The organism is Fusobacterium mortiferum ATCC 9817, from assembly GCF_000158195.2.
GTDB classification, from domain to species: Bacteria; Fusobacteriota; Fusobacteriia; order Fusobacteriales; family Fusobacteriaceae; genus Fusobacterium_A; species Fusobacterium_A mortiferum.
Genome location: NZ_GL987989.1, coordinates 24,468 through 49,042 on the forward strand (window position 1 = coordinate 24,468; position 24,575 = coordinate 49,042).

The 24,575-nt window shown below is 29.8% G+C and carries 26 protein-coding genes, 1 rRNA gene and 1 riboswitch; of the genes, 26 read left to right on the forward strand and 1 reads right to left on the reverse strand.

Annotated elements, in window-relative coordinates; translation table 11 throughout:
- Window positions 1–289 precede the first annotated feature (289 nt).
- The 10 genes from FMAG_RS06280 (at window position 290) to FMAG_RS06325 (ending at window position 11,137) form a co-directional block, all read left to right on the forward strand.
- On the forward strand, window positions 290–2,137 hold the full coding sequence (locus FMAG_RS06280; protein ID WP_005885139.1) for a TRAP transporter large permease: 1,848 nt from the start codon (window positions 290–292) through the stop codon (window positions 2,135–2,137).
- A gap of 89 nt (window positions 2,138–2,226) precedes the next feature.
- Window positions 2,227–3,135 (forward strand): ROK family protein, encoded by a 909-nt coding sequence (locus FMAG_RS06285; protein ID WP_005885142.1) that lies wholly within the window; start codon window positions 2,227–2,229, stop codon window positions 3,133–3,135.
- A 79-nt stretch (window positions 3,136–3,214) separates the two neighbouring features.
- Window positions 3,215–3,676, forward strand: coding sequence for a YhcH/YjgK/YiaL family protein (locus tag FMAG_RS06290; protein ID WP_005885144.1), 462 nt, complete (start codon window positions 3,215–3,217; stop codon window positions 3,674–3,676).
- A 33-nt stretch (window positions 3,677–3,709) separates the two neighbouring features.
- Complete coding sequence (locus FMAG_RS06295; protein WP_005885146.1) at window positions 3,710–4,384, forward strand: N-acetylmannosamine-6-phosphate 2-epimerase; 675 nt, start codon at window positions 3,710–3,712, stop codon at window positions 4,382–4,384.
- A gap of 100 nt (window positions 4,385–4,484) precedes the next feature.
- A riboswitch (Lysine riboswitch) is annotated at window positions 4,485–4,670 on the forward strand.
- A 186-nt stretch (window positions 4,671–4,856) separates the two neighbouring features.
- Complete coding sequence (locus FMAG_RS06300) at window positions 4,857–5,678, forward strand: transporter substrate-binding domain-containing protein (RefSeq protein ID WP_005885148.1); 822 nt, start codon at window positions 4,857–4,859, stop codon at window positions 5,676–5,678.
- 32 nt (window positions 5,679–5,710) lie between these two features.
- The gene (locus FMAG_RS06305; RefSeq protein WP_005885151.1) at window positions 5,711–6,478 is read left to right on the forward strand and encodes an amino acid ABC transporter permease; all 768 of its coding nucleotides are present in this window, start codon (window positions 5,711–5,713) and stop codon (window positions 6,476–6,478) included.
- 12 nt (window positions 6,479–6,490) lie between these two features.
- Window positions 6,491–7,234, forward strand: coding sequence for an amino acid ABC transporter ATP-binding protein (locus FMAG_RS06310; protein ID WP_005885153.1), 744 nt, complete (start codon window positions 6,491–6,493; stop codon window positions 7,232–7,234).
- A gap of 355 nt (window positions 7,235–7,589) precedes the next feature.
- Complete coding sequence (pykF, locus tag FMAG_RS06315; protein WP_005885155.1) at window positions 7,590–9,002, forward strand: pyruvate kinase PykF; 1,413 nt, start codon at window positions 7,590–7,592, stop codon at window positions 9,000–9,002.
- Window positions 9,003–9,075: 73 nt separating this feature from the next.
- A complete protein-coding gene (eno, locus tag FMAG_RS06320; protein ID WP_005885157.1) occupies window positions 9,076–10,383 on the forward strand; it encodes a phosphopyruvate hydratase in 1,308 nt (435 codons plus the stop codon).
- A 103-nt stretch (window positions 10,384–10,486) separates the two neighbouring features.
- Window positions 10,487–11,137: an HAD family hydrolase gene (locus tag FMAG_RS06325; RefSeq protein ID WP_005885159.1), complete on the forward strand. Its 651-nt coding sequence runs from the start codon at window positions 10,487–10,489 to the stop codon at window positions 11,135–11,137.
- A gap of 37 nt (window positions 11,138–11,174) precedes the next feature.
- Here FMAG_RS06325 and FMAG_RS06330 read toward each other — a convergent pair whose 3' ends face one another.
- The gene (locus FMAG_RS06330; protein WP_005885161.1) at window positions 11,175–12,344 is read right to left on the reverse strand and encodes a replication initiation protein; all 1,170 of its coding nucleotides are present in this window, start codon (window positions 12,342–12,344) and stop codon (window positions 11,175–11,177) included.
- A 265-nt stretch (window positions 12,345–12,609) separates the two neighbouring features.
- Between FMAG_RS06330 and FMAG_RS06335 the strand changes: the two genes are divergently transcribed.
- The 16 genes from FMAG_RS06335 to FMAG_RS13920 all read left to right on the forward strand — a co-directional run.
- A complete protein-coding gene (locus FMAG_RS06335) occupies window positions 12,610–13,719 on the forward strand; it encodes an amidohydrolase/deacetylase family metallohydrolase (RefSeq protein WP_005885163.1) in 1,110 nt (369 codons plus the stop codon).
- A gap of 9 nt (window positions 13,720–13,728) precedes the next feature.
- The gene (locus tag FMAG_RS06340) at window positions 13,729–14,097 is read left to right on the forward strand and encodes a PRD domain-containing protein (RefSeq protein ID WP_005885165.1); all 369 of its coding nucleotides are present in this window, start codon (window positions 13,729–13,731) and stop codon (window positions 14,095–14,097) included.
- A 43-nt stretch (window positions 14,098–14,140) separates the two neighbouring features.
- Window positions 14,141–14,506 (forward strand): glycine-rich SFCGS family protein, encoded by a 366-nt coding sequence (locus FMAG_RS06345; RefSeq protein WP_005885167.1) that lies wholly within the window; start codon window positions 14,141–14,143, stop codon window positions 14,504–14,506.
- A 13-nt stretch (window positions 14,507–14,519) separates the two neighbouring features.
- On the forward strand, window positions 14,520–14,804 hold the full coding sequence (locus FMAG_RS06350; protein ID WP_005885168.1) for a DUF4312 family protein: 285 nt from the start codon (window positions 14,520–14,522) through the stop codon (window positions 14,802–14,804).
- A 12-nt stretch (window positions 14,805–14,816) separates the two neighbouring features.
- Window positions 14,817–15,530, forward strand: a complete 714-nt coding sequence (locus FMAG_RS06355; RefSeq protein ID WP_005885169.1) for a DUF4311 domain-containing protein — start codon at window positions 14,817–14,819, stop codon at window positions 15,528–15,530.
- A gap of 20 nt (window positions 15,531–15,550) precedes the next feature.
- Window positions 15,551–16,189: a DUF4310 family protein gene (locus tag FMAG_RS06360; RefSeq protein ID WP_005885170.1), complete on the forward strand. Its 639-nt coding sequence runs from the start codon at window positions 15,551–15,553 to the stop codon at window positions 16,187–16,189.
- An 18-nt stretch (window positions 16,190–16,207) separates the two neighbouring features.
- Window positions 16,208–17,311, forward strand: a complete 1,104-nt coding sequence (locus FMAG_RS06365) for a DgaE family pyridoxal phosphate-dependent ammonia lyase (protein WP_005885171.1) — start codon at window positions 16,208–16,210, stop codon at window positions 17,309–17,311.
- A 19-nt stretch (window positions 17,312–17,330) separates the two neighbouring features.
- Complete coding sequence (gene dagF / locus FMAG_RS06370; protein ID WP_005885172.1) at window positions 17,331–18,080, forward strand: 2-dehydro-3-deoxy-phosphogluconate aldolase; 750 nt, start codon at window positions 17,331–17,333, stop codon at window positions 18,078–18,080.
- A 353-nt stretch (window positions 18,081–18,433) separates the two neighbouring features.
- Window positions 18,434–19,930, forward strand: coding sequence for a sodium-dependent transporter (locus FMAG_RS06375; RefSeq protein WP_005885173.1), 1,497 nt, complete (start codon window positions 18,434–18,436; stop codon window positions 19,928–19,930).
- A 9-nt stretch (window positions 19,931–19,939) separates the two neighbouring features.
- Window positions 19,940–20,050, forward strand: a complete 111-nt coding sequence (locus tag FMAG_RS13570) for a methionine/alanine import family NSS transporter small subunit (protein ID WP_005885175.1) — start codon at window positions 19,940–19,942, stop codon at window positions 20,048–20,050.
- A 69-nt stretch (window positions 20,051–20,119) separates the two neighbouring features.
- Entirely contained in the window at window positions 20,120–21,343 is a 1,224-nt protein-coding gene (tyrS, locus tag FMAG_RS06380) for a tyrosine--tRNA ligase (RefSeq protein WP_005885177.1), read from the forward strand.
- A gap of 39 nt (window positions 21,344–21,382) precedes the next feature.
- Window positions 21,383–21,835, forward strand: coding sequence for a GNAT family N-acetyltransferase (locus tag FMAG_RS06385; protein WP_235242925.1), 453 nt, complete (start codon window positions 21,383–21,385; stop codon window positions 21,833–21,835).
- 10 nt (window positions 21,836–21,845) lie between these two features.
- Complete coding sequence (nth, locus tag FMAG_RS06390; protein ID WP_005885181.1) at window positions 21,846–22,493, forward strand: endonuclease III; 648 nt, start codon at window positions 21,846–21,848, stop codon at window positions 22,491–22,493.
- A 67-nt stretch (window positions 22,494–22,560) separates the two neighbouring features.
- The gene (nifS, locus tag FMAG_RS06395; RefSeq protein ID WP_005885183.1) at window positions 22,561–23,733 is read left to right on the forward strand and encodes a cysteine desulfurase NifS; all 1,173 of its coding nucleotides are present in this window, start codon (window positions 22,561–22,563) and stop codon (window positions 23,731–23,733) included.
- Between the two features lie 33 nt (window positions 23,734–23,766).
- Window positions 23,767–24,153 (forward strand): Fe-S cluster assembly scaffold protein NifU, encoded by a 387-nt coding sequence (gene nifU, locus FMAG_RS06400; protein WP_005885186.1) that lies wholly within the window; start codon window positions 23,767–23,769, stop codon window positions 24,151–24,153.
- 303 nt (window positions 24,154–24,456) lie between these two features.
- A 16S ribosomal RNA gene (locus FMAG_RS13920) occupies window positions 24,457–24,575 on the forward strand; the annotation flags it as partial.

The following is a 24,575-nucleotide window of genomic DNA, read 5'->3' on the forward strand; positions in this document are numbered from 1 at the left end:
CTCCAACTAAAATCATACAAGCCTCCTTGAATAAAAAAGAATTTGATACTGTTTTAGACCACGGTAACTCTTTAAGATTGTAACCTCGTTCTAAATAAACCATCAAAGTGGTATCTAACTAATTAACAAATGAATAAAGAGCCTGTGGTTAGAGCCTTAATAAAACCATTAAAATGGTAGGAGTGATAAACTAATCCACAGTATCTAATAATAGTATATTACATAAAATTTAAAATAGATTAGTAATTAGTAAATTATTATATAAATATTATACGAGGGAGTAATGTAAATGAAATTTATAGATAAGTTGGAAGAGTGGATAGGTGGGACTCTGTTTATGGGGATGTTTATAGTCCTTATAGCACAGATTTTTGCAAGACAAGTATTTGGAAGACCATTAATGTGGAGTGAAGAACTTTCAAGCTTGATATTTGTTTATGTTGGAATGCTTGGAATAAGTATGGGGATAAGAAATCAAACTCATGTATTGATAGACTTCTTATGCTCAAGATTTTCTCCAAGAATGCAAAAGATAGTTTTTACAATATCACAAATCATAATATTCATTTGTATTATATTTATGGGATATTTAGGAAATATCTTATATAAGAAAAAATGGATATTTGAACTTGTATCATTAAAAATATCAAGTGGGTGGATGTATTTAGCACTACCATTAATTTCAATATTAATGTTATATCGTTTTTATCAAGCATATAAAGAGAATTATGAGAATGATAAGGTATGTATAAAACCTATATTTTTCTTAATAGCTTTAGTTGTAATTATTGCTATTTTAGCTGTAAATCCTAAATTGTTTGCTTTCTTAAGAGTATCTAATTATGTTAAATTAGGAGCAATGGGTGGATTTGTAACAATAGCTATATGGCTTATTATGATATTTGCAGGAGTGCCTGTTGGTTGGTCTTTAATGGCAGCAACACTATTTTATTTTTCAACTGGAAGATGGAATATAGTTTACTTTGCTTCAGCAAAATTAATAGATAGTTTAAATAGCTTTAGTTTATTAAGTGTACCTTTCTTCGTACTTACAGGAATACTTATGAATGGTTCTGGAATAACAGAAAGAATATTTAACTTTGCTAAAGCCTTATTAGGACACTATACTGGAGGAATGGGGCATGTAAACGTAGCAGCTTCTCTAATTTTCTCAGGAATGTCAGGATCAGCAATAGCAGATGCTGGAGGACTTGGGCAATTAGAGATAAAAGCTATGAGAGATGAGGGATATGATGATGATATTTGTGGAGGAATAACTGCAGCATCTTGTATAATAGGACCATTAGTTCCACCTAGTATCAGTATGATAGTTTATGGAGTTATAGCTAACCAATCTATAGCAAAACTATTCTTAGCAGGATTTGTTCCTGGAGTATTAACAACAATAGCTCTAATGATAATGAACTATTTTATTTGTAAAAAAAGAGGGTATAAAAAAGCTAAAAAGGCTACTTTTAAAGAGCAAGTAGAAGCTTTTAAGAAATCTTTCTGGGCATTATTAACACCATTTATAATAATTGGAGGAATTTTCTCAGGACTATTTACTCCAACTGAAGCAGCTGTAGTAGCAGCTATGTATTCAGTAGTTTTAGGAGCTTTTATTTATAAAGAATTAACAATCCAATCTCTATTTAAGCATTGTGTAGAAGCAATGGCAATCAGTGGAGTAACAATTCTTATGATAATAACAGTTACTTTCTTTGGTGATATGATAGCAAGAGAGCAGATAGCTATGAGAATAGCAGAATTCTTTATGACATTTGCAAGTTCTAAATTAACAGTATTAATAATGATAAATGCATTATTACTATTCTTAGGAATGTTTATAGATGCATTAGCACTACAATTCTTAGTATTACCAATGTTAATACCAGTAGCAGCTAACTTTGGAATAGATTTAGTATTCTTTGGAGTAATGACAACATTAAATATGATGATAGGAATTTTAACTCCACCTATGGGAATGGCACTATTTGTTGTTGCTCAAGTTGGAAAAATGCCAGTAAGTGTGGTAACAAAAGGGGTATTACCTTTCTTAATTCCTATATTTATAACATTAGTTGTAATTACAATATTCCCAGGAATTATAACTTTCTTACCAAACTTAATAATGTAAAAAAAAGATGTAAAATTTTAAATTTGTGGTAAAATAAAAGAGTGAATTATTAATTCACTCTTTTTATCAATATATTAATGGAGGAAACAATGAGGGTAATAGGAATTGATATTGGAGGAACAGCTGTAAAATACGGATTGTTAGAAGAAGATGGAAAACTTTTAGAAAGTGGAGAGTTTCCAACAGAAGCAGGAAAAGGAATAGAAAATCTTTTTGAAAATATGTGCAAAATTATAGATAAATATATGTCTAAAGATATTTTAGGAATAGCTGTTTCTGGAACAGGACAAATAGATGGAAGTATTGGAAAAGTAATAGGAGGGAATCCTATAATTCCTGGTTGGATAGGAACAAATTTAGTAGAAAGATTAGAAAAAAAATACTCTTTACCAGCTGTTTTGGAGAATGATGTTAACTGTGCAGCACTTGGAGAAAAGTGGTTAGGAGCTGGAAAGGGAGCAGATGGTTTTGTTTGCTTAACTATAGGAACAGGTATTGGTGGAGGAATAGTTCTTAATGGGGATATTTTTAGAGGAGATACTTGTGTTGCTGGAGAGTTTGGACATATTCAAATAGAAAAAGATGGAGAACAATGCCTTTGTGGTAAAAAAGGTTGTTATGAAAGATATGCTTCAGCTACTGCATTAGTTAGAATGGTAAAAGAAAAAACTGGAAAAGAATTAAATGGAAAAGAGATATTTGAACTTGAAAAATCTGGAAATCAAGATGTAAAAGAAGTTGTAGATAGATGGATCGATTATTTTACAGATGGACTTAGTACAATAGTTTATATTTTCAACCCTTCATTAGTAGTTATTGGTGGTGGAGTTACAAAACAAGGAGACTATCTATTAAATAGAATATTAAGCAGTTTAGATTCAAAAGTTGGAGAAAATTATAAAAAGAATTTAAAAATAAAATTTGCTGAATTAGGAAACAATGCAGGTATGCTAGGTGCAGAATATTTACTTTTAAAAAAAGTAGGAAAAATAAAATAAATATTGACAAAACTTAGAAAAAAGTGTATGTTTTATATATATGTTCACGAGAACAAAAATAATTTAGGAGGAAAAAATTATGATATATGGAGAAATAAAAGATTTAGGGTTATACAAAGGAATATCAAAAAATTTAGATAGAGCAATAGATTATATACTATCAGGAGAATATAAAAATGGAGTAGTTGGAAAAAATGTTATAGATGGTGACAACGTTTATTTCAATCAACCAGATTCTCCAATGACTAAAGAAGTAAAAGATGGTTTTATAGAAAACCATAAAAAATATATAGATATTCATGTTGTTATCGAAGGAGAAGAGAAAATAGGATATATCTCTAATACTGATGTAAAATTAATAAAAGAGTATGATGAAGCTGGAGATTACGAATTATATGAGGGAGAATTAGAAAATTTATTCTATTTAAATTCTAAAAAATTTATAGTTCTTTATCCTGGAGAACCTCATATGGCATTAATAAAAGGTGGAGAAAAACCAGCAAAAGTCAGAAAAGTAATATTTAAAGTTTTAGTTGATTAATTATTGTTTAATAAAAATTAAGGAGAGAGGTCAATGAATAGACTAAATGAAGTAAAAGGTAAATTAATAGTTTCATGTCAAGCACTTCCAGATGAACCATTACATAGTTCATTTATTATGGGAAGAATGGCTTATGCAGCTTTTGTAGGTGGAGCTTCAGGAATTAGAGCAAATACGGTTGTAGATATTCAAGAGATAAAGAAAAATGTAAATCTTCCAATTATAGGAATTATAAAAGAGCAATATGGAGATAACCAAGTATATATAACTCCAACAATGAAAGAGATAGATGCCTTAGTAGCGGAGGGAGTAGATGTAATAGCTATTGATGGAACTAAAAGAGAAAGACCAGATGGAAGAACTTTAGAAGATTTAATGAAAGAAGCAAAAACTAAATATCCTAATCAAATATTTATGGCTGATATTTCATGTGTAGAAGAAGCTGTAACTGCTGAGAAAATAGGTTTTGATATAGTTGGAACTACTTTAGTAGGTTATACAGAGTATACAAAAGGAAATGATCCAGTAACTGAATTAGAAAAAGTAATAAAAGCTGTATCTATTCCTGTAATAGGAGAAGGAAATTTAGATACTCCTGCTAAAGCTAAAAGAGCATTAGAATTAGGAGCATTTGCAGTAGTTGTTGGAGGAGCTATTACTAGACCACAACAAATTACAAGAAAATTTGTAACAGAAATGGAAAAATAGTTTCAAAAAACTGAAAAAAAGTTTAAAATTAAAAAAAGGTTGACAAAGTATAAAAAATATATTATTATTAAAACACAATTAAATATTTGCCTCACGCTTTCTGTGGGGTAGAGGCGCAAAATGTTAACAGTCTTTAGTGGAGCTAGAGAGAGCGAAGAAACTATTGAGAAGGAGCTTTTGCCGAAGTTTGTAATATATCTCAATATTACTTGCTGGGTCTATGGTTAAGAGCCATAGGACTGTCTTAATAAACTTCCCTAGTTTATTAAGTTGTGCTATCTCAAGTGGGAGTAAGAGGGGCATTGTACAAAAAATATGTTTTTTTGTATATTTAAAATCACTTTGTTTTTAAGATAGCACCATCCAATTTTGGGTTGGTGCTTTTTTTATTAAAAGTGATAAAAACTTCTTTCTTTATTTGAGGGGGGTCGGGGAAAAATTATATTTAAAATTTAAAGAAGGAGTGGACAAAATGAGAAACAGATTAGCAAAATTAGCATTAGCAGCATTAACAGCAGTAGCATTAGTAGGATGTGGAGGAGCAAAAGAAAGTAAAGAAACAAATACATTTAAGATAGGAATGGAAGCAGGATATGCACCATATAACTGGACACAATTAACAGATGCAAATGGTGGAGTAAAAATTTCTGGTTCATCTGAATATGCAGGTGGATATGACATAGAGATAGCTAAAAGAATAGCTGATGGTTTAGGAAAAGAATTAGTAGTAGTAAAAACAGAATGGGATGGATTGGTACCAGCTTTAGTTTCTGGTAAAGTAGATGCAATAATAGCAGGTATGTCACCAACAGCTGAGAGAAAAGAAACAATTGATTTTACAGATACTTATTACCAATCAAATTTAGTAATGTTAGTTAAAAATGGTGGGGACTATGTAAATGCTAAAACACTTGCTGATTTTTCAGGAGCAAAGATCACAGGGCAACTAAATACATTCCATTATACAGTAATAGATCAAATACCAAATGTAAATAAACAACCAGCAATGGATAACTTCCCAGCTATGAGAGTAGCATTAGAAAGTGGAGTAATAGATGGATATGTAACAGAAAGACCTGAAGCAATAAGTGCTCAATCAGCTAATAGTAACTTTAAAATGGTAGAGTTTACAGATGGATTTGTAACTTCACCAGAAGATACAGCAATAGCAGTAGGATTGGCAAAAAATAGTCCATTAAAAGATAAAGTAAATGAAATTTTAAGAGGAATATCTCAAGAGGAAAGATTAGAGATAATGGATAAAGTTATTCAAAATCAACCAGCAGCACAATAGAGTGAATAGTTAAGTAAGGGAGAGTTATAAAGATGAGTTTAGAATGGATAATCAGGATATTAGAGAACAACTGGCCAATGTTTTTACGTGGTGCAGGAGTAACTTTATGGATATCAGTAGTGGGAACAATTTTAGGGACAATTATTGGACTTATAGTAGGAGTTATTAGAACTATTCCTGTTCCAGAAAAAGGGGCTAAAAAAGGTGTTTTAAGAGTAGTTAACTGGTTATTATCTGCATATATTGAATTTTTCAGAGGAACACCAATGATAGTTCAAGCAATGGTAATTTATTATGGATCAGCACTTGCTTTTGAAATAGATATTGATAGAATAGCAGCAGCATTATTTATAGTTTCAATCAATACAGGTGCATATATGTCTGAAATTGTAAGAGGAGGAATTATTTCAGTTGATAAGGGGCAATTTGAAGCAGCTCAAGCAATTGGGATGAATCATTTTCAAACTATGACAAATGTTGTTTTACCACAAGTAGTTAGAAATATATTACCAGCAACAGGAAATGAATTTGTAATCAATATTAAAGATACATCTGTTCTAAATGTTATTTCTGTATCAGAGTTATTCTTTCAAACAAAAACAGTTGCAGGAAATAACTTTAGATATTTTGAAACATTCTTTATAACTTGTATATTATATTTTGTAATGACATTTACAATAACAAGAATATTAAGATATATAGAAGTAAAATTAGATGGACCAGACAACTATATGATAATGGCTGGAAATCAAATGCAAGTTGAAAGACCAGAAGAAAAATTAAAAAAAGAAGCAAACTAAAGGGAGGAAAAAATGAGTGAAAATATAATAGAGATAAAACATTTGAGTAAAGCCTTTGGTGAGCATAAGGTTCTTAAAGATATAGATTTTTCAGTAAAAAAAGGAGAAGTTGTTTGTATCATAGGTTCATCTGGATCAGGGAAATCAACTTTATTAAGATGTATAAATCTTTTAGAGAAACCAAGTGGTGGACAGATTATCTATAATGGAGAAAATATTTTAGATGATAATCATGATATTTGCCAATATAGAACAAAGTTAGGAATGGTATTCCAACAGTTTAATCTTTTTAATAATCATAATGTGCTTAGTAATTGTGTTGTAGGTCAAATGAAAGTATTGGGAAGAAGTAGAGAAGAGGCTGAAAAAATTGCTATGAAATATCTACAAGTAGTAGGAATGAGTAATTATATCAATGCAAAACCTAAACAGCTTTCAGGAGGACAAAAGCAGAGAGTAGCAATAGCTAGGGCTCTTTCTATGGAACCAGATGCAATATTATTTGATGAACCTACATCAGCTCTTGATCCAGAGATGGTAGGAGAAGTATTAAAAGTAATGAAAGAATTGGCTGATAGTGGGCTTACTATGTTGGTTGTAACACATGAAATGGGATTTGCTAAAGAGGTTTCTGATAGAGTTGTATTTATGAATAATGGGTATATAGAAGAAGAGGGAACACCAGAAGAAATTTTTAATAATCCTAAAAAAGAGAGAACAAGAGAGTTTTTAAAAAGGGCTTTAGTAAAAAATTAGATAAAAAGGTTACTGTGAATTTAATAACAGTAACCTTTTTTTACAAAGTAAATCTTTGAATAAAGAAAAATAAACAAAATATATATAAATAAATAAACAAGCAGAACTCTCTAATAGACAGATAGAGGAAAAATGTATTAAATAGTAACAAAAAAATAGATGACTAAGTCAAAAACTGTTCATAAAAAGATTAAAAAATGGACGTATATTTTCTTGATAAAAGGTATATATTAGTATAAAATCTAGGGTAGGTAAGTTTATACTATAAGGTTAATTATTGGGTATGGGTTATTAAAAAACTGTGTAAACTACAAAAAGGAAAAATAAAAATTGAAAATAATTTGAGGTGAGTAATTTGAAAAAAACTAAAATTGTTTGTACAATTGGACCTAAAACTGAATCAGTGGAAAGTTTAAAAACTCTTTTAAAAACAGGAATGAACATGATGAGATTAAACTTCTCTCATGGAGATTATGAAGAGCACGGAAATAGAATAATTAACTTTAGACAAGCTCAAAAAGAAACAGGAATAAGAGCAGCTTTATTACTAGATACAAAAGGACCAGAAATAAGAACTATAAAACTTGAAGGTGGAAAAGATGTTACAATAGTAGCAGGACAAGAATTCACAATAACTACTGATAAAACAGTTATTGGAAATAACACAAAAGTTGCAGTTACTTATGAAGGATTTGCAAGAGATTTAAAAGTAGGAAATACTATATTAATAGATGATGGATTATTAGCATTTACAGTTACTGAAATTAATGGAAATGAAGTAAAATGTATAGCACAAAATGGTGGAGAATTAGGAGAGAATAAAGGGGTTAACTTACCAAATGTAGCAGTTAACTTACCAGCATTAGCTGAAAAAGATATTAATGACCTTAAATTTGGTTGTGAGCAAGGAATAGATTATGTTGCAGCATCATTTATCAGAAAAGCTGATGATGTAAGAGCAGTAAGAAGAGTTTTAGATGAGAATGGTGGACAAAGAATTGGAATTATTTCTAAAATAGAAAACCAAGAAGGATTAGATAATTTCGAAGAAATTTTAGCTTTATCAGATGGTATTATGGTAGCTAGAGGAGATCTTGGAGTAGAAATTCCAGTAGAAGATGTACCAGTAGCACAAAAAATGATGATAAAAAGATGTAACGAAGTTGGAAAAGTAGTTATTACAGCTACTCAAATGTTAGATTCTATGATTAAAAATCCTAGACCTACAAGAGCAGAAGTAAACGACGTTGCAAACGCTATATTAGATGGAACAGATTGTGTAATGCTTTCTGGAGAGTCTGCAAAAGGTAAATATCCAGTAGAAGCTGTTACTGTAATGGCTAAAGTTGCAGCTAAAATGGATCCACTAGTAAATGTAAAAAGAATTATGGATAAAGATGATATAACAATAACTTCAGCTGTAGCAAGAGGAACTGCAGATGTAAGTGAAGAGTTAGGAGCAAAAGTTATCGTAGTAGCTACTCAATCAGGAAGAGCAGCAAGAGATATGAGAAGATACTTCCCAGCAGCTACAATACTTGCTATAACTAATGATGAGAAAACAGCTAACCAATTAGTAATTTCTAGAGGAGTTGTTCCTTACTATGATAACAATGTAGAAACATTAGACTCTTTCTTCGAATTAGCTGAAAAAGTATCAGTTGAATTAGGATTAGCTCAATCAGGTGATGTTGTAGTAGCAACTTGTGGAGAAAAAGTATTTGAAGTAGGAACTACAAACTCTGTAAAAGTAATAAAAGTAAAATAGTCAAAAATAATAATTTATGATATAATATTTATATAATTTCAAATTATACGAAAACATTTAGGAGGTCTTTTAAATGACAAGAATAGTTGATGTAGTAGCAAGAGAAATCCTTGACTCAAGAGGAAACCCTACTGTAGAAGTAGATGTAGTATTAGAGTGTGGAGCAAAAGGAAGAGCAGCAGTTCCGTCTGGAGCTTCAACAGGAGCTTACGAAGCTGTTGAGTTAAGAGATGGAGATAAATCAAGATATTTAGGAAAAGGTGTATTAACAGCAGTTAATAACGTAAATACTGAAATCAAAGAAGCTATCTTAGGAATGGATGCTATTGACCAAGTTGCAATAGACAGAACTATGATAGAATTAGATGGAACTCCAAACAAAGGAAGATTAGGAGCTAACGCTATACTAGGAGTATCATTAGCAGTTGCTAAAGCAGCAGCAGAAGCATTAGGAATGCCTCTATATAAATACTTAGGAGGAGTAAACGCTAAAGAATTACCTCTACCTATGATGAACATCTTAAACGGAGGATCTCACGCTGACTCTGCAGTAGACGTACAAGAGTTTATGATTCAACCAGTTGGAGCAAAAACTTTTGCAGAAGCTATGCAAATGGGATGTGAAGTATTCCACCACTTAGGAAAACTATTAAAGAAAATGGGAGATTCTACTAACGTAGGAAATGAAGGAGGATATGCTCCAGCTAAAATAAATGGAACTGAAGGAGCTTTAGACCTTATCGTTGAAGCTATAAAAGCTGCTGGATATGAGCCAGGAAAAGATATCACTTTCGCAATCGATGCTGCATCAAGTGAGTTCTGTAAAGAAGTAGCACCAGGAAAATTCGAATACCACTTCACAAGAGAAGGAGGAGTCGTAAGAACTTCTGAAGAAATGGTAGAATGGTATGCTAAACTTGTTGAAAAATATCCAATCAAATCTATCGAAGATGGATTAGGAGAAGATGACTGGGCAGGATGGCAATTATTAACTGCTAAAATCGGAGATAAGGTACAAATCGTTGGAGACGACTTATTTGTAACTAACACTGAAAGACTTAAAAAAGGAATAGAGTTAAAAGCTGGAAACTCTATCTTAATAAAACTTAACCAAATCGGATCATTAACTGAAACTTTAGATGCTATCGAAATGGCAAAAAGAGCAGGAATGACTGCAGTTGTATCTCACAGATCTGGAGAAACTGAAGATGCTACAATAGCTGATATAGCTGTTGCAACAAACGCAGGACAAATCAAAACTGGATCAACTTCAAGAACTGATAGAATGGCTAAATATAACCAATTATTAAGAATTGAGCAAGAATTAGGATCAATGGCTCAATACAATGGTTTAGAAGTATTCTATAACATTAAAAAATAATTAAAAAATATGTAATTAAAGACCCCTCTTAGAAATTTCTAAGGGGGGTTTTATAATTTCCAGGGAAAATATGATATAATATAAAAAAATATTAGGAGGGTATATGAATTTAAAATTAATAATATTTGATATGGATGGAGTAATTTTAGATAGTGAAAGAGTTGCTAATTTAGCTTGGTTTGAAGTGAGTAAAAAATATAATTTAGGATTGACATTAGAAAGTTTAAGAGAGATAAAAGGCGGAACTACAACTAGAACAAAAGGGATATTATCTGAGAGAGTTGGAGTAGAATTAGCAGAGAAAATAATGAAAGAAAAAAGAGAGATACAGCTAGATATTATAAAAAATGAAGGAGGAATAAAATTAAAAAAAGGAGTTGTAGAACTTTTAGAATACATAAAAGAAAAGAAATTAAAATGTGCAGTAGCAACTTCAACAAGTAGAGAGAGTGCTAAAAAACAATTAAAAGAAACAGGAGTATATGATTATTTTGATACATTGGTTTTTGGAGATGAAGTAGAAAACGGGAAGCCAGCACCAGATATATTTTTAAAAGCCTGTGAAAAGTTTGAAATAAATCCTAAAGAAGCTTTTGTTATTGAAGATTCAGTATTAGGAGCTACAGCAGCTAATAGAGCTGGAATAAAATGTTTTGTAGTAGAAGATACCATAAAATTTACTGAAGAAGAAAATAAATTGGCTTATAAAAAATTTAAAAATTTATTAGAAGTTAAAGAGTATTTAAATCAATAGAGTTAGGAGCTATGTAATATGATACATAGCTCCTATTTTAATTTTCAAAAAGAGAAATATAACTATTTCCAGTAGAATTATATTCAGCAAAGATAATGAAATCATTATCAAAGTATTCTAGTTCATGGACTATTCTTAAATTTTGTAAAGATTTTAAAAAATGTGGATTTAGAGTAAGGTAATTAAATTTTAAATTAGCTAATATTTTAAATAAATCTGAATGAAGTTGAGCTATTGATTCATATTTTTTTTCTATATGTTCTATTTGTTTAAATGTTTCAGAGAATTTAGCAATTTTATTTTTATAACGATTATTATAATAATCTAAGGTTAAGGCTTCAGTTAAAAATAAGAAAATATTATTTTTAGGGGAATGTTCAATAGTATATTGAATATTTTTTTTTATATATTCTCCTCCTTTATTATCAATAGTATTAAATATTAGATTCCAAATTTCTTGTTTATTTTCTAAGAATGTAAGATTTTTTTCTAAAATTTGGATTAAAGTATTTGTAGAGTTTATTTTTTCTTGTTCATTTATATCTTTTATTTCTAAAAGTAATCCAATAATTTTAGAGTTTGATGCATTAATGTTTTTAATTTTTTTATACTCAATATTTTTTTGGGTAACTTTAGATATTTCTTTAAATGCAGGTTTTAATATTAGTTTTTCAAAATCAAAGAATCTATCATATGAATCTGTTAAATTTAGAATAGATTTTAATTTAGAAATTGAAATTTCTAAAGAACGATTAATTGATATATTGAATTTTAAAAGATTATATAGAGCAATAGCATACTCATTTTGAAGAAATATTAATGTTTCGAAATCATTTTTTTGAAAATAAGAATTTTTCTGAAATATTGATTTAAATTCGTTTGTAAATTTTAAATGGATAGAATCTTTTTCTATATAATAAGAAGATAATATAGAAAAACTACCTCGTCTTTCTAAGATATCTAATCTATATATAGTATATAAGATAGTTTTTTCCATAAACTTTTGGAAGAAGGACAATATATTTTCTAATTCACCTAAATAAAGTAATTTTTTTATTTTTAAAATAGAAATAGAAATAGTATTATCTAAAATTTTTTCTTTATTTTTAAGTAGAAATTCTAAAAGAATTTTTTCTTTCTTAGAAAATTTTTTATTTGATTGTATAGAAATATCTTTTTCGCTTAAATCAACAAATTTTTTTTGCATTTTTTCTCCTTTTTTTCAATTTTTTTATATTAAATTTATAAATTTTTTATAAATATAGACGATAAAAAAAATATAAAAATATCGTTATATAATATAATATCATTATATTATAATAAAATAAAGATATAAAATTATAAAATTTAAAAAAAAATACGACGAAAAAGTAAAATTTGACAAAAAATAAAAAATATTATATAACTGATAACAAGAAAAAGATATGAATAACAGATTAAATGTTTTAAAAAAGTATTAAAAAGGAGGAAAAGTGAAAACTATTTTAAGTGGTGGAAAATTATTAGATAAAAAAAATAATTACTTATTTAGTGAACTAGATATTTTAGTACAAAATGGAAAAATTAGAAAAATAGGAAAAAATATAGAGGATAGTGAGGCAATTGTTATAGATTTAAAAGGAAAAATTATTTCGCCAGGATTTATTGACATTCATGTACATTGTTTTCCTAAAAATACTGCTATAAGTTCTCAGCCAGATGATATTGGAGTAAAAAGAGGGGTAACTACAATAATAGATGCTGGAACAGCAGGTGCAGCTACTATAGAGATATTTTATGAGGAGTTTATAAAAAAGTCTAAGACAAGAGTATATTCAAATTTAAATATATCAAGTTTAGGATTAAGAACTCTTGATGAATTAAGTGAAATGAAAAATATAGAGTTAAATAAAATAAAGGAAGCTTTAAAAAAATATGGAGACATTATAGTAGGATTAAAGGCTAGAGCAAGTGGTTCAGTAGTAAAAGAAAACGGGGTATTGCCAATAAAATTAGGAAAAGAAATTGCAGAAGAAGTAAACTTACCTTTAGTAGTACATATAGGAAATGCACCTCCTAAAGTTGAAGATGTTTTAAATTTCCTTGGTAAGGGAGATGTAGTTACACATTGTTATAATAATAAAAAGAATGGATTGGTAAGAGAAGGAAAAGTTATTTCAGAAGTATTTAGTGCTCAAAAAAGAGGAGTATACTTTGATATAGGGCATGGGTCAGAAAGCTTTTCTCTTGATATAGCAAAGATAGCTTTTGAGAATAATTTTGAAGCTGATACTATTAGCACAGATTTATATGAAAGAAATATGGCAACTCCAGTAAAAAGTTTAGAGACAACAATTAATAAAATGTTATATTTAGGAGTTGATTTAAAAGATTGTGTTGAAAAAGTAACAAATAAACCAGCAGAAATATTTAAACTAAGAGAATTAGGAGAATTAAAAGTAGGATATAATGGAGATTTAACTATTTTTGATATATGTGATGGAAATTTAGAGTTAGAAGATAGTGTAGGGAAAAAAATAGAGTTGAAGAACTATATAAAAACTGAATATGTATTTATAAAAGATGAATTAATAAAAGTATAGGAGGGAAAAGTGGAAGCACTATTAAAAGATGTACAGCAAAGATTAAAAATGTCAGATGAGGAATTTGAAAGCTATAATATGGATGTGGAGCATACAGAAAAAATATTAAAAGAAGAAAATATAGAGTTTCAACCAGATTTTAAATTAGTTTTCTTTTCTCATATGGTAAGTTTAGCAAAAAGATTAAAGGAAAATATTCCTTTAGATTGTGGAGATGATTGTCCAGAGGATGAAGTAGACAAAGAAGCAATTAGAGTTTCAGAAAGAATAATTATTCCATTAGCAAAAAAATATTCAGTAGAGTTAAATAGAATGGAGATAGTTTTAGCTGGTATTCAGTTACAATTAGCAATGGAAATGCAAAAAGAAAATAATTAGTGTAAAAATATAAAAAATAAATTATAATTATAGGAGGGAAAAAATGGAAAAAGAAATAATAGTAGTGATAGGACATAGACTAGGAAAAGGACAAAATGTGGCTAAGGGAGTAGAGGCTGCTGGGGGAAAAGCTATTGTTATCCCAGGAATGGCGGCAGATATGAAGTTAGGAGATGTTATGAAAGAAAATAATGCTACAATAGGAATATCATTTTGTGGAAGTGGTGGAGCAGGAGCAATAATGGCTCAAACAAAACATGGATATAAAGCAACACATCATTTAAGATCTGTTGAAGCTGGAGTAACTGCTATAAAAGAAGGATATCAAGTTGTAGGATTTGGATTTTTAGATACTGAAGAGTTAGGAAAAAGATTGGTAGAAGAATATAAAAGAGTAAATAATATTTAAAAGGGGTGTAAATATGAAAGAGGCAAATTTAATAACTGAAAAAAAGAGTATGATAGTAGGAGAAAAGGGTAAAACAAAAGAGGAAGCTATAGGTAAGATTTTTGCCTCTTTCAGAAAAAAAGTTCAAAATAATATAGATGGAGTAATTATAAAGTTAGAACCATTAGAAACATATCTTATCAAAATTAAAGAAGAGAAAAAAATAGAAAAGTTTTTAGAACTATTTATGCCAAGAGAAAAGACTGTGTACTTTATAGAACTAGAGATAAAATATGAAGTAAAATATATAAAAATCTAAAGAGGAGGAATAATGTTATTAATTATTATAAAATCACTAATAATAGGGTTTATAGGTGGAGCAGCTTTAACAGCAGGAGCAGCTAGAATGTTTCATACACCAAATTCTCAATCAATGGGAGCTTTTCGTACATTAGGAGAATTAAATGCTTGTCAAGGAGATACAATGGCTCATTTTTCATTTGGATTAGGATTCTTATTTAATTCGGCGGCAGCAGTAGTTGCTTCAGGGGCATTAACTCAAGATGTTTTTCATAGAGTAATTCCAAACTTTGCAGCGGCAACTTTATTACTAAAGAATAAAAAAGTAGAGGAAACTTTATATGATCCTTTAAAAATGGGAATAGTTGGAGGAATAATAGGAGCTATAATAGTTGCATTTTTAAATACTGTAGCATTTTTAATACCAGCATCATTATCAAATATAGCTAGAGAAATTTTATCCCCAGCAGCAGCTATGATGATAAATCCAGTTATGCCTATTGTATTTTGGTTAGCGGCATTAGATGCAGGTAAATTAACTGGAGTTTGGGCAACAGTATTAGGGGGATTAGCTCATATGATAATGGGAAATGCCGTTCCTGGAATTGTTTTAGGAATACTAATAGGACAAACAATAGATGAAAGTGGATATAATAAATCAGTTAGAATTATGATAACGATAGTAGTAATTTTATTTATAGTTATAGCATATTTTAGAGGTTTTTTTGCAAAATTAGGTTTATAGAAATAGGAGGAATGTGATAAATGGAAAATAGAAAAAAAGAGTTTTTATTAGCAGATATATCATTTCCATTATTAGTAGGAATGGCATGTGCAGCAATATTTGCAGGAACACATATGTATGTTGTTCATAAAGTAGGGGCTTTTAATGAAATATTTGTTGTAAAAATGTTAGATCAAGGATTAAATGGTGGAGATTATGCAGCAGCAGCAGGTTTTGCGGCAGGCTTTTTAATAGCTAGAGTTTTAGAGGGACCATTAGTAGGATTGTTGGATGTTGGTGGGTCTTTAATGACAGGAGTTGGAGTAGGAATACCAGCATTATTGCTAGCTTCTGGAATAGAAGCTCCTGTTAAAAATTTTCCTCTAGCTCTTATTTGTGGGGGAGTAATAGGTTTAATTATTGGAATTGTGATTATAGGGATAAGAAAGGCTATGCCTGAAGGGATGTCTGCTAGTGGAACTGGGATAATGATGGGAGCTGGAAATGCTACTGGAAGATTTTTAGGGCCATTAATTATTTTATCAGCAATTCAATATAATATTCCAGCAGGAATAGGTTCTTTTTTAGGAGCAGCTTTATTTTATAAGTATGATAGACATATAGCAGGGGGAGCTATTATAGGAGCAATGCTTTTTGGAGGACTAGCATTATTATTTTAAAATAGGAGATGAAATTAAATGAATATCTATGAAAAAATAGGTTTGAAGAGAGTAATTAATGGTAGTGGAAAAATGACAGCTCTAGGTGTATCGAAAGTAAGTGATACAGTTGTAGAAACAATGAGAGAAGCTGGACAAAATTTTGTTGTGATAGATGATTTAATAGATAGAGTTGGAGAAATTATATCTAAAGTTACTGGTGGAGAAGATACTTGTGTAACTTCAAGTGCATCAGCTGGGATAGCTTTAACAGTAGCGGGATTAATTACTGGAAAAAATATAGATTTAGTTGAGAAGATGCCAAATAGTGTTGGATTAAAAAACAAAGTTATAATTCAAAAGGGACACTCTGTAAATTTTGGGGCACCAATACCTACAATGGTAAGATTGGGTGGAGGAGTTCCAGTAGAAGTAGGATATAGTAATGAGGTAAGAACAGAACATGTAGAGGAAGCAATAGATGAAAATACAGTAGCTTTACTATATGTAAAATCTCATCACTCTGTTCAAAAGGGAATGTTATCAATAGAAGAAATGGCTGAAATAGCTCATAAATACTCTTTACCTCTAGTAATAGATGCAGCAGCAGAAGAAGATATACAAAAATATTTAAAAATGGGTGGAGATTTAGTAATTTATTCTGGTGCTAAAGCTCTTTGTGGGCCAGCTTCTGGATTTGTAACAGGAAAAAAAGAGTATATAGAAGCGATAAAGTTACAATACAAAGGTATTGGAAGAGCAATGAAAATAGGCAAGATGTGCATGATGGGACTGATGAAAGCAGTAGAAGAGTATTCAAAAAGAGATGAAAAAGCAATTATTGATGAACAATTAAGATTAGCGAATCTTTTAATAGATGAGTTAAAAGATGAGAAAAAAGTAATTACTTCAATAGTGCAAGATGAAGCAGGAAGAGAAATATATAGAGTTCAATTAAAATTAAATGAAAAATTAGTAAGTATGAGTGGAAAAGAGTTTATGAAATATCTTCGTGAAGGAGAAGTAGAGATTCATGTAAGAAAACATTATGCTAACTTGGGAATTGTAAATGTGGATATGAGAGCCTTAACAGATGATGATGTAAAATATATTGCAAAAAGAGTAAAAGAGATATTAAAGTAAAAGTTATGGAGGAAGAAAGATGAGAACAAAGATTAAATTTTATAAAGATAAATTAGCAGTAAATTTTCTAGCTAAAGATAAGGAAAATGGAAAAGAGGTATATGAAGCAATAGATGGATATACTGCTGTAGGAGTATTATCAAAACAATTTGATAGTGTAGAAGAAGGAATAAAATATGTCAAAGATTTCCAAAAAGAAGTACCTGTTGTATCTGTAGGATTAGGTTCAGGAGATCCTGCTCAATTTCAAAAAGCAGCTCTTATAGCAGCAGCAACTAATCCAGGACATGTAAATCAAGTATTTACAGGAGCGGGATATGCAGCAGGAGCAATGAAAGCTTTAAATGCAGATGAGACAGCAATAAATGTATTGATGAGCCCAACTGGAATAGTAGGGAAAGTAAAAATTTCAACTGGAGAGTTAAGTTCAAAAGAAAAAGATGCAATAGTAGATGTAGATACAGCAATGGCAATGTTATTGGATATGAAAGCCCATGCAGTAAAATTTTTTCCAATGGGTGGATTAAAATCAATAGAGGAATTAAAAGCAGTGGCTGAAGCTTGTGTAAGACATGGAGTTCCAATGTTAGAACCAACTGGAGGAATAACATTAGATAATTTTAAAGAAATTACAAAAGTATGTCTAGATGCAGGAGTAAATAAAGTAATGCCACATATTTATAATGCAGTAATAGATTCAGAAACTGGAAAAACTAAAGTAGAAGATGTAAGAAAAGTTTATGAAATGATGAAAGAGTTATTAGACTAAAAGGGTAAGGGTATTAGAAATATGAAGGAATTGTAGCTATTAAAGATAATAGCTACAATTTTTTATTGACAATTGTACAAATTTATAATATACTTATTCTAAGATTATAGAAAAAGGAGGTTATCAATATGAGAGCACAATATTGGTGGAGCTACATAGAAAAATTATATAATAATTTAAAAAATGTTAGATATTGGCTTTGGTCTATTGATAACATATCTCTATCTATGTAACTTCAGAAATCATAAAAGATTCTATTATTTCAAAGATGGAGATATTAGAATCAGTAAATTTAGTTTTTAAGCAGTCTAACAGACTGCTTTTTTTATTTTCAAAGAAAGGGAGAGGATAATATGGAAGAAACGAGAGAATTATGGAACAGTAGAAAAGGATTTATTTTTGCAGCTGTAGGTGCAGCAATAGGATTAGGAAATTTATGGAGATTTCCATTTCAAGCATATAAAAATGGTGGAGGAGCATTCTTTTTACCATATATAGTAGCACTATTTACTTGTGGAGTACCTCTTATGATATTAGAGTATCAGCTTGGTAAAAAAGTAAGAGGAGGGTCTACAAAAGCTTTTAGAATGCTAGGTAAAAATTTTGAGTGGTTTGGTTGGTTGCAAGTAATGATACCAATAGTAGTAATGATGTTTTATTGTACAATAATATCAGTTGCAGTAGTATTTATGATTTGGTCATTAGGACATGCTTTTGGTATTGTAAACTGGATGTCAGACCCTGGGAAATTAATGGGAGTAATAGCAGGAAGTGCTAATGGACCTTTTGATTTTAAAGCAGGGATAAGTAAATATATGTTATGTTTTATATTTGTAGTTTGGTTTGGTAACTGGATAATTGTAAAAAAGGGAATATCTGCAGGAATAGAAAAATGTTCAAAAATATTTACACCGCTACTTATGGGATTGATGTTATTATTTATGATAAATTCTTTAAGATTAAAAGGAGCTGTAGTAGGTCTTAATGCATTATTTACTCCTAATTTTGAAGCTATATTAAATCCAAGTATTTGGGTAGCAGCTTATGCACAAGTATTTTTTTCAACTACATTAGCAGTAGGAGTTATGATAGCTTATGGTTCATATATTCCTAAAAAATGGGATATAGTAAATAGTTCTTTTATAACAGTATTAGCTAATGCATCATTTGATATAATTTCAGGAATAACAGTATTTTCAACATTAGGATATTTAGTCAATAGTATTGGAGTAGATTTTAATTCTTTTGGTAATGGAGCTGGTATAGCATTTATAGCTTTTCCAATAGCTATATCAACAATAACAGCTAATACTTTTTTACAAGGTATGATAGGATTTATATTTTTTTTCTGTCTTTTTATTGCAGGATTATCTTCAAGTATATCTATGTTAGAAGCTTTTACAACTGGAGCATTAGATAAATTTAAAATGTCCAGAGAAAAATTAGTAGGAATAATATCTTTTATAGGTTTAGTAGGAAGTGCAGCTTTCTCTACATATGCAGGATTTAATTATATATTGGATATAGTGGATTCACATGTGGGGAACTATATAATAGCTACATTAGGATTGGTAGAAACAATTTTAGTGTGTAGATATTATGGAATAGAAAAGATAAGAGCAGAAGCGAATGAGTACTCTGATTTTGAGATAGGAAGATGGTTTGATGTTTTATTAAAATATGTAACTCCAACTCTTTTAGGAATAACAGTAGTAACTAATCTGATAAAAGGAATAAAAAATATGACAGTAGGAAATCTAGTTTTTGGTTGGGGAACTATCTTAATGATGATAATTTTTGCAACAATATTTTATAAAAAAGAGTGGGAAAATAAGTCAGAAAGAGATTAGGAGGAAATAATGAATACAAGTGCGGTTATAATGATGGTATTTGGTTGTACAATAGTTTGGGGAGGATTGTTGCTCTCTATTGGAATAACTTTAAAGAAAGAAAAGGATGAAGAAAGGTAAAAATACTTTAAAAACAGTAGTATTTGTGCTAAAATATTAGAAAATATTTGTAATAGAGAGGAAGAGAAGATGGAAAACAGAAATGTAGTAGATGTATTATTAGAGCGTGGATATATTAAACAATTCACACATGAAGATGAGATAAGAGAGGCTTTAGGAAAAGAAAAAGTAACTTTTTATATAGGATTTGATCCTACAGCAGATAGCTTACATGTAGGGCACTTTATAGCTATGATGTTTATGGCACATATGCAAAAATTTGGACACAGACCAATTGCTTTAGTTGGTGGGGGAACTGCTATGATAGGAGACCCTAGTGGTAGAACTGATATGAGACAGATGATGACTAAGGAAACAATAGCTCACAATGTAGCTTGTATCAAAAAACAGATGGAAAAATTTATAGATTTTAGTGAAGGAAAAGCAATATTAGAAAACAATGCTGATTGGTTATTAGGACTAAACTATGTTGATTTTATTAGAGATATTGGAGCACATTTCTCTGTAAATAGAATGCTTGCAGCTGAGTGTTTTAAACAAAGAATGGAAGCAGGACTATCATTCTTGGAGTTCAACTATATGCTTATGCAAGGATATGACTTCTTAGTTTTAAATAAAAAACATGGGTGTACTATGCAATTAGGTGGAGATGATCAATGGTCAAATATGATAGCAGGAGTAGAATTAATTAGAAAGAAAGAACAAAAACAAGCTTTTGCTATGACATGTACACTTCTTACAAATAGTGAAGGTAAGAAAATGGGAAAAACTGCAAAAGGAGCATTATGGTTAGATGCAGCTAAAACTAGTCCGTATGAATTCTATCAATATTGGAGAAATGTTGCAGATGCTGACGTGGAAAAATGTCTAGCACTATTAACATTCTTACCAATGGATGAAGTAAGAAGATTAGGAGCATTAGAAGGAGCAGAAATTAATCAAGCTAAGAAAATATTAGCTTATGAAGTTACAAAATTAATACATGGAGAAGAGGAAGCTTTAAAAGCTCAACAAGGAGCAGAGGGAGCTTTTGGTGGTGGAGATATGAGTAATGTACCATCGATAGATTTCCCAAGTGACAAATTAGGAACAGAGCTTTTAGATTTATTAGTTGAGCATAAACTTATAAAATCTAAAGGTGAAGGAAGAAAATTTGTAACTCAAAATGGATTAACAGCTGCAGATAATAAAGTAACAGATTTTGCTATGAAAATAACTGAAGATCTATTTAAAGATGGAGAATTTGTAGTAAAAATAGGAAAGAAAAAAATATATAGAGTAGTTCTAAAATAATAAAAGGTGATTTTTTTGACAGACATAATTTTGAGGAAGATGGAAGAAAAAGATATACAAAATATTTATAAATATATCCATCTAGATTATGTAAAAAAATATTTTCCTGATAAAGAAAAAGAGCAGTGGGAAGCACATAAAAGATGGTATTCTTTTGTGATAAACTCTCCCACATATCTTTTTTATACAATTGAAAGCTTAGGGAGAGAATTTTTAGGAACAGTAAAATTTGAAATGAAATCTAAAACTCAAGCTATAATAAGTATATACTTAGTAAAAAAAATAAGAGGAAAAGGATACTCAGAGGCAGCTATTTATTATAGTATAGAGGAGTTAAAATTTGAAAGACCTCAAGTAAAAAAAGTCTGTGCATATATTCTTGATGAAAATGAAATCTCTAAAAAAATTTTTTTAAAGAATAATTTTATCTTTAAGGGAAATAAGGAATATTTAGGAGCAGAACACCTTTTATTTGAAAGAAAAATAACTTAAGAGGTAAAAGATGACTAAAAAAGAAAAAGTTATAAATATTTTGGAAATACTGAATGAAAAATTTGGAAAACCAGAGTGTGCTTTAAAGTACAACACACCTTTTGAATTATTAGTAGCAGTAATTCTTTCAGCTCAATGTACAGATGTCAGAGTAAATATTGTAACTTCTGAGATGTATAAAAAAGTTAATACTCCAGAGCAATTTGCTAACTTACCTGTAGAAGAGATAGAAGAGATGATAAAAAGTACTGGTTTTTACAGAAATAAAGCAAAAAATATAAAATTATGTAGTCAACAGTTATTAAATGAGTATAATGGAGAAATACCGCAGGAGATGGATAAGCTTGTAAAGCTAGCAGGTGTTGGAAGAAAGACAGCCAATGTTGTTAGAGGAGAGATATGGGGACTTGCTGATGGTATAACAGTTGATACACATGTAAAAAGATTGAGTAATTTAATAGGTTTAACAAAAAATGATGATCCTATAAAAATAGAGCAAGATTTAATGAAGATTGTTCCAAGAGATAGCTGGATAGATTTTTCACATTATTTGATATTACAGGGAAGAGATAAGTGTATAGCAAGAAGACCAAAATGTCAAGAGTGCGAGATATCAGGTTATTGTACATATGGAAAAAAGAAATTAATTAATTCTTGACAACATAACTAAAGAATGGTATAACATTATAGTAAGGAAATGTCACTTTTATAGGGAGAGGGTAAATATGAAAGTTTATCTAGATAATAATGCAACTACTAAAATGGATAAAGAAGTTTTTGAGGCAATGGTTCCATATTTAACAGAGTTTTATGGAAACTCTTCAAGTTTACATCTATTTGGTAGAGAAACAAATAAGGCACTAAATGAATCAAGAGAAAGCATAGCTAAATTTTTAGGAGCTGAACCAGATGAGATAATCTTTACAGCTTCTGGAAGTGAGTCAGATAACCTTGCTATAAGAGGTATAGCTAGAGCTTATAAAAATAGAGGAAAACATATAATAACAAGTCCAATAGAGCACCCAGCTGTAAAAAATACATTAAAAGACTTAGCTGAAGATGGTTATGAGATAACCACTATACCAGTAGATCATAATGGTGTATTAGATATAGAGGCTTTAAAAGCAGCTATTAAAGATGATACTATATTAATAACTGTAATGCATGCTAACAATGAAGTTGGTTCATTTCAACCGATAGAAGAGATAGGAAAAATAGCTAAAGAAAATAGAATAATCTTCCATGTAGATGCAGTACAAACTATGGGAAAATTAGATATAAAACCAAAAGAGATGGGAATAGATTTATTATCATTCTCAGGACATAAGTTTTATGGACCAAAAGGAATAGCAGGATTATTCTGGAGAAATGGAGTAAGATTTGGAAAAGTTTTAACTGGTGGAGGGCAAGAGAAAAAAAGAAGACCAGGAACTTCAAATATTCCAGGAATAGTTGGAATGGCTAAAGCTCTTGAATTAGCTTATAAAGATATGGCTGAAGAGTGGAAAAAAGAAGAAGAATTAAGAAACTATCTTGAAGATGAAATTGTTAAAAGAATACCAGAAGTAGTGGTTAATGCAAAAGCTGTTAGAAGGTTGCCAGGGACTTCAAGTATTACATTTAAATATCTTGAAGGGGAATCTATACTTTTAAGTTTAAGTTATAAAGGAATAGCAGTAAGCTCAGGTTCTGCTTGCTCCTCAGATGAGTTGCAGGCATCTCATGTATTATTAGCTATGGGAATAGAACCAGAATTTGCTCATGGAACTATTAGATTTGGTATTGGAAAATATAATACAAAAGAAGAAATAGATTATGTAATTGATTCTGTTGTAGAAGTTATAACAAAATTAAGAGCTATATCACCTCTATGGAATGCTTATCAAGAAAATAAATAATAGTAAAATTAAAAGAATTTAAGGAGAATAAAAATGCAATATACAGAAAAGGTAATGGACCATTTTATGAATCCGCACAATGTAGGAGTTATTGAAAATCCATCAGGATATGGAAAAGTAGGAAATCCATCATGTGGAGATATAATGGAAATATTTATAAAAGTTGAAAATGATATCATAACAGACGTTAAATTTAGAACATTTGGATGTGCTTCAGCTATAGCTAGTTCATCTGTTTCAACTGATTTAGTAAAAGGAAAAACAATAGAAGAAGCGTTAAAATTAACTAATAAGAAAGTTGTTGAAGAATTAGGAGGATTGCCTCCAGTAAAAATGCACTGTTCAGTATTAGCTGAAGAAGCAATACAAATGGCAATAAATGATTATTTATCTAAAAAAGAAAAAGTAGAAGAAAAATAATTAAATAATCTTTAGAAAAATAGGAATTATTTCTTTAAAAATGAGAAATATTCCTATTTTTTATATTAATATATTTATTTAAAAATAAAGGAAACAAAAGAATAGATTAGAAAAATAAAAAAATAAAAATTTTTAAAAAAAGTATTGACGAAAAGTATTATTTGTGATAATATATATCTTGTCCGCGAGAGAGCGGCACTGATAAACTAGGACATTAGCAACAGAATAGAGAAAGACAATTAATGCAAACACAACAATAAATTGGTGTAAAACAATCAGTAAATTTTACTGAGTTATATAGATTGAACGAAGAGTTTGATCCTGGCTCAGGATGAACGCTGACAGAATGCTTAACACATGCAAGTCTACTTGATCCTTCGGGTGATGGTGGCGGACGGGTGAGTAACGCGTAAAGAACTTCG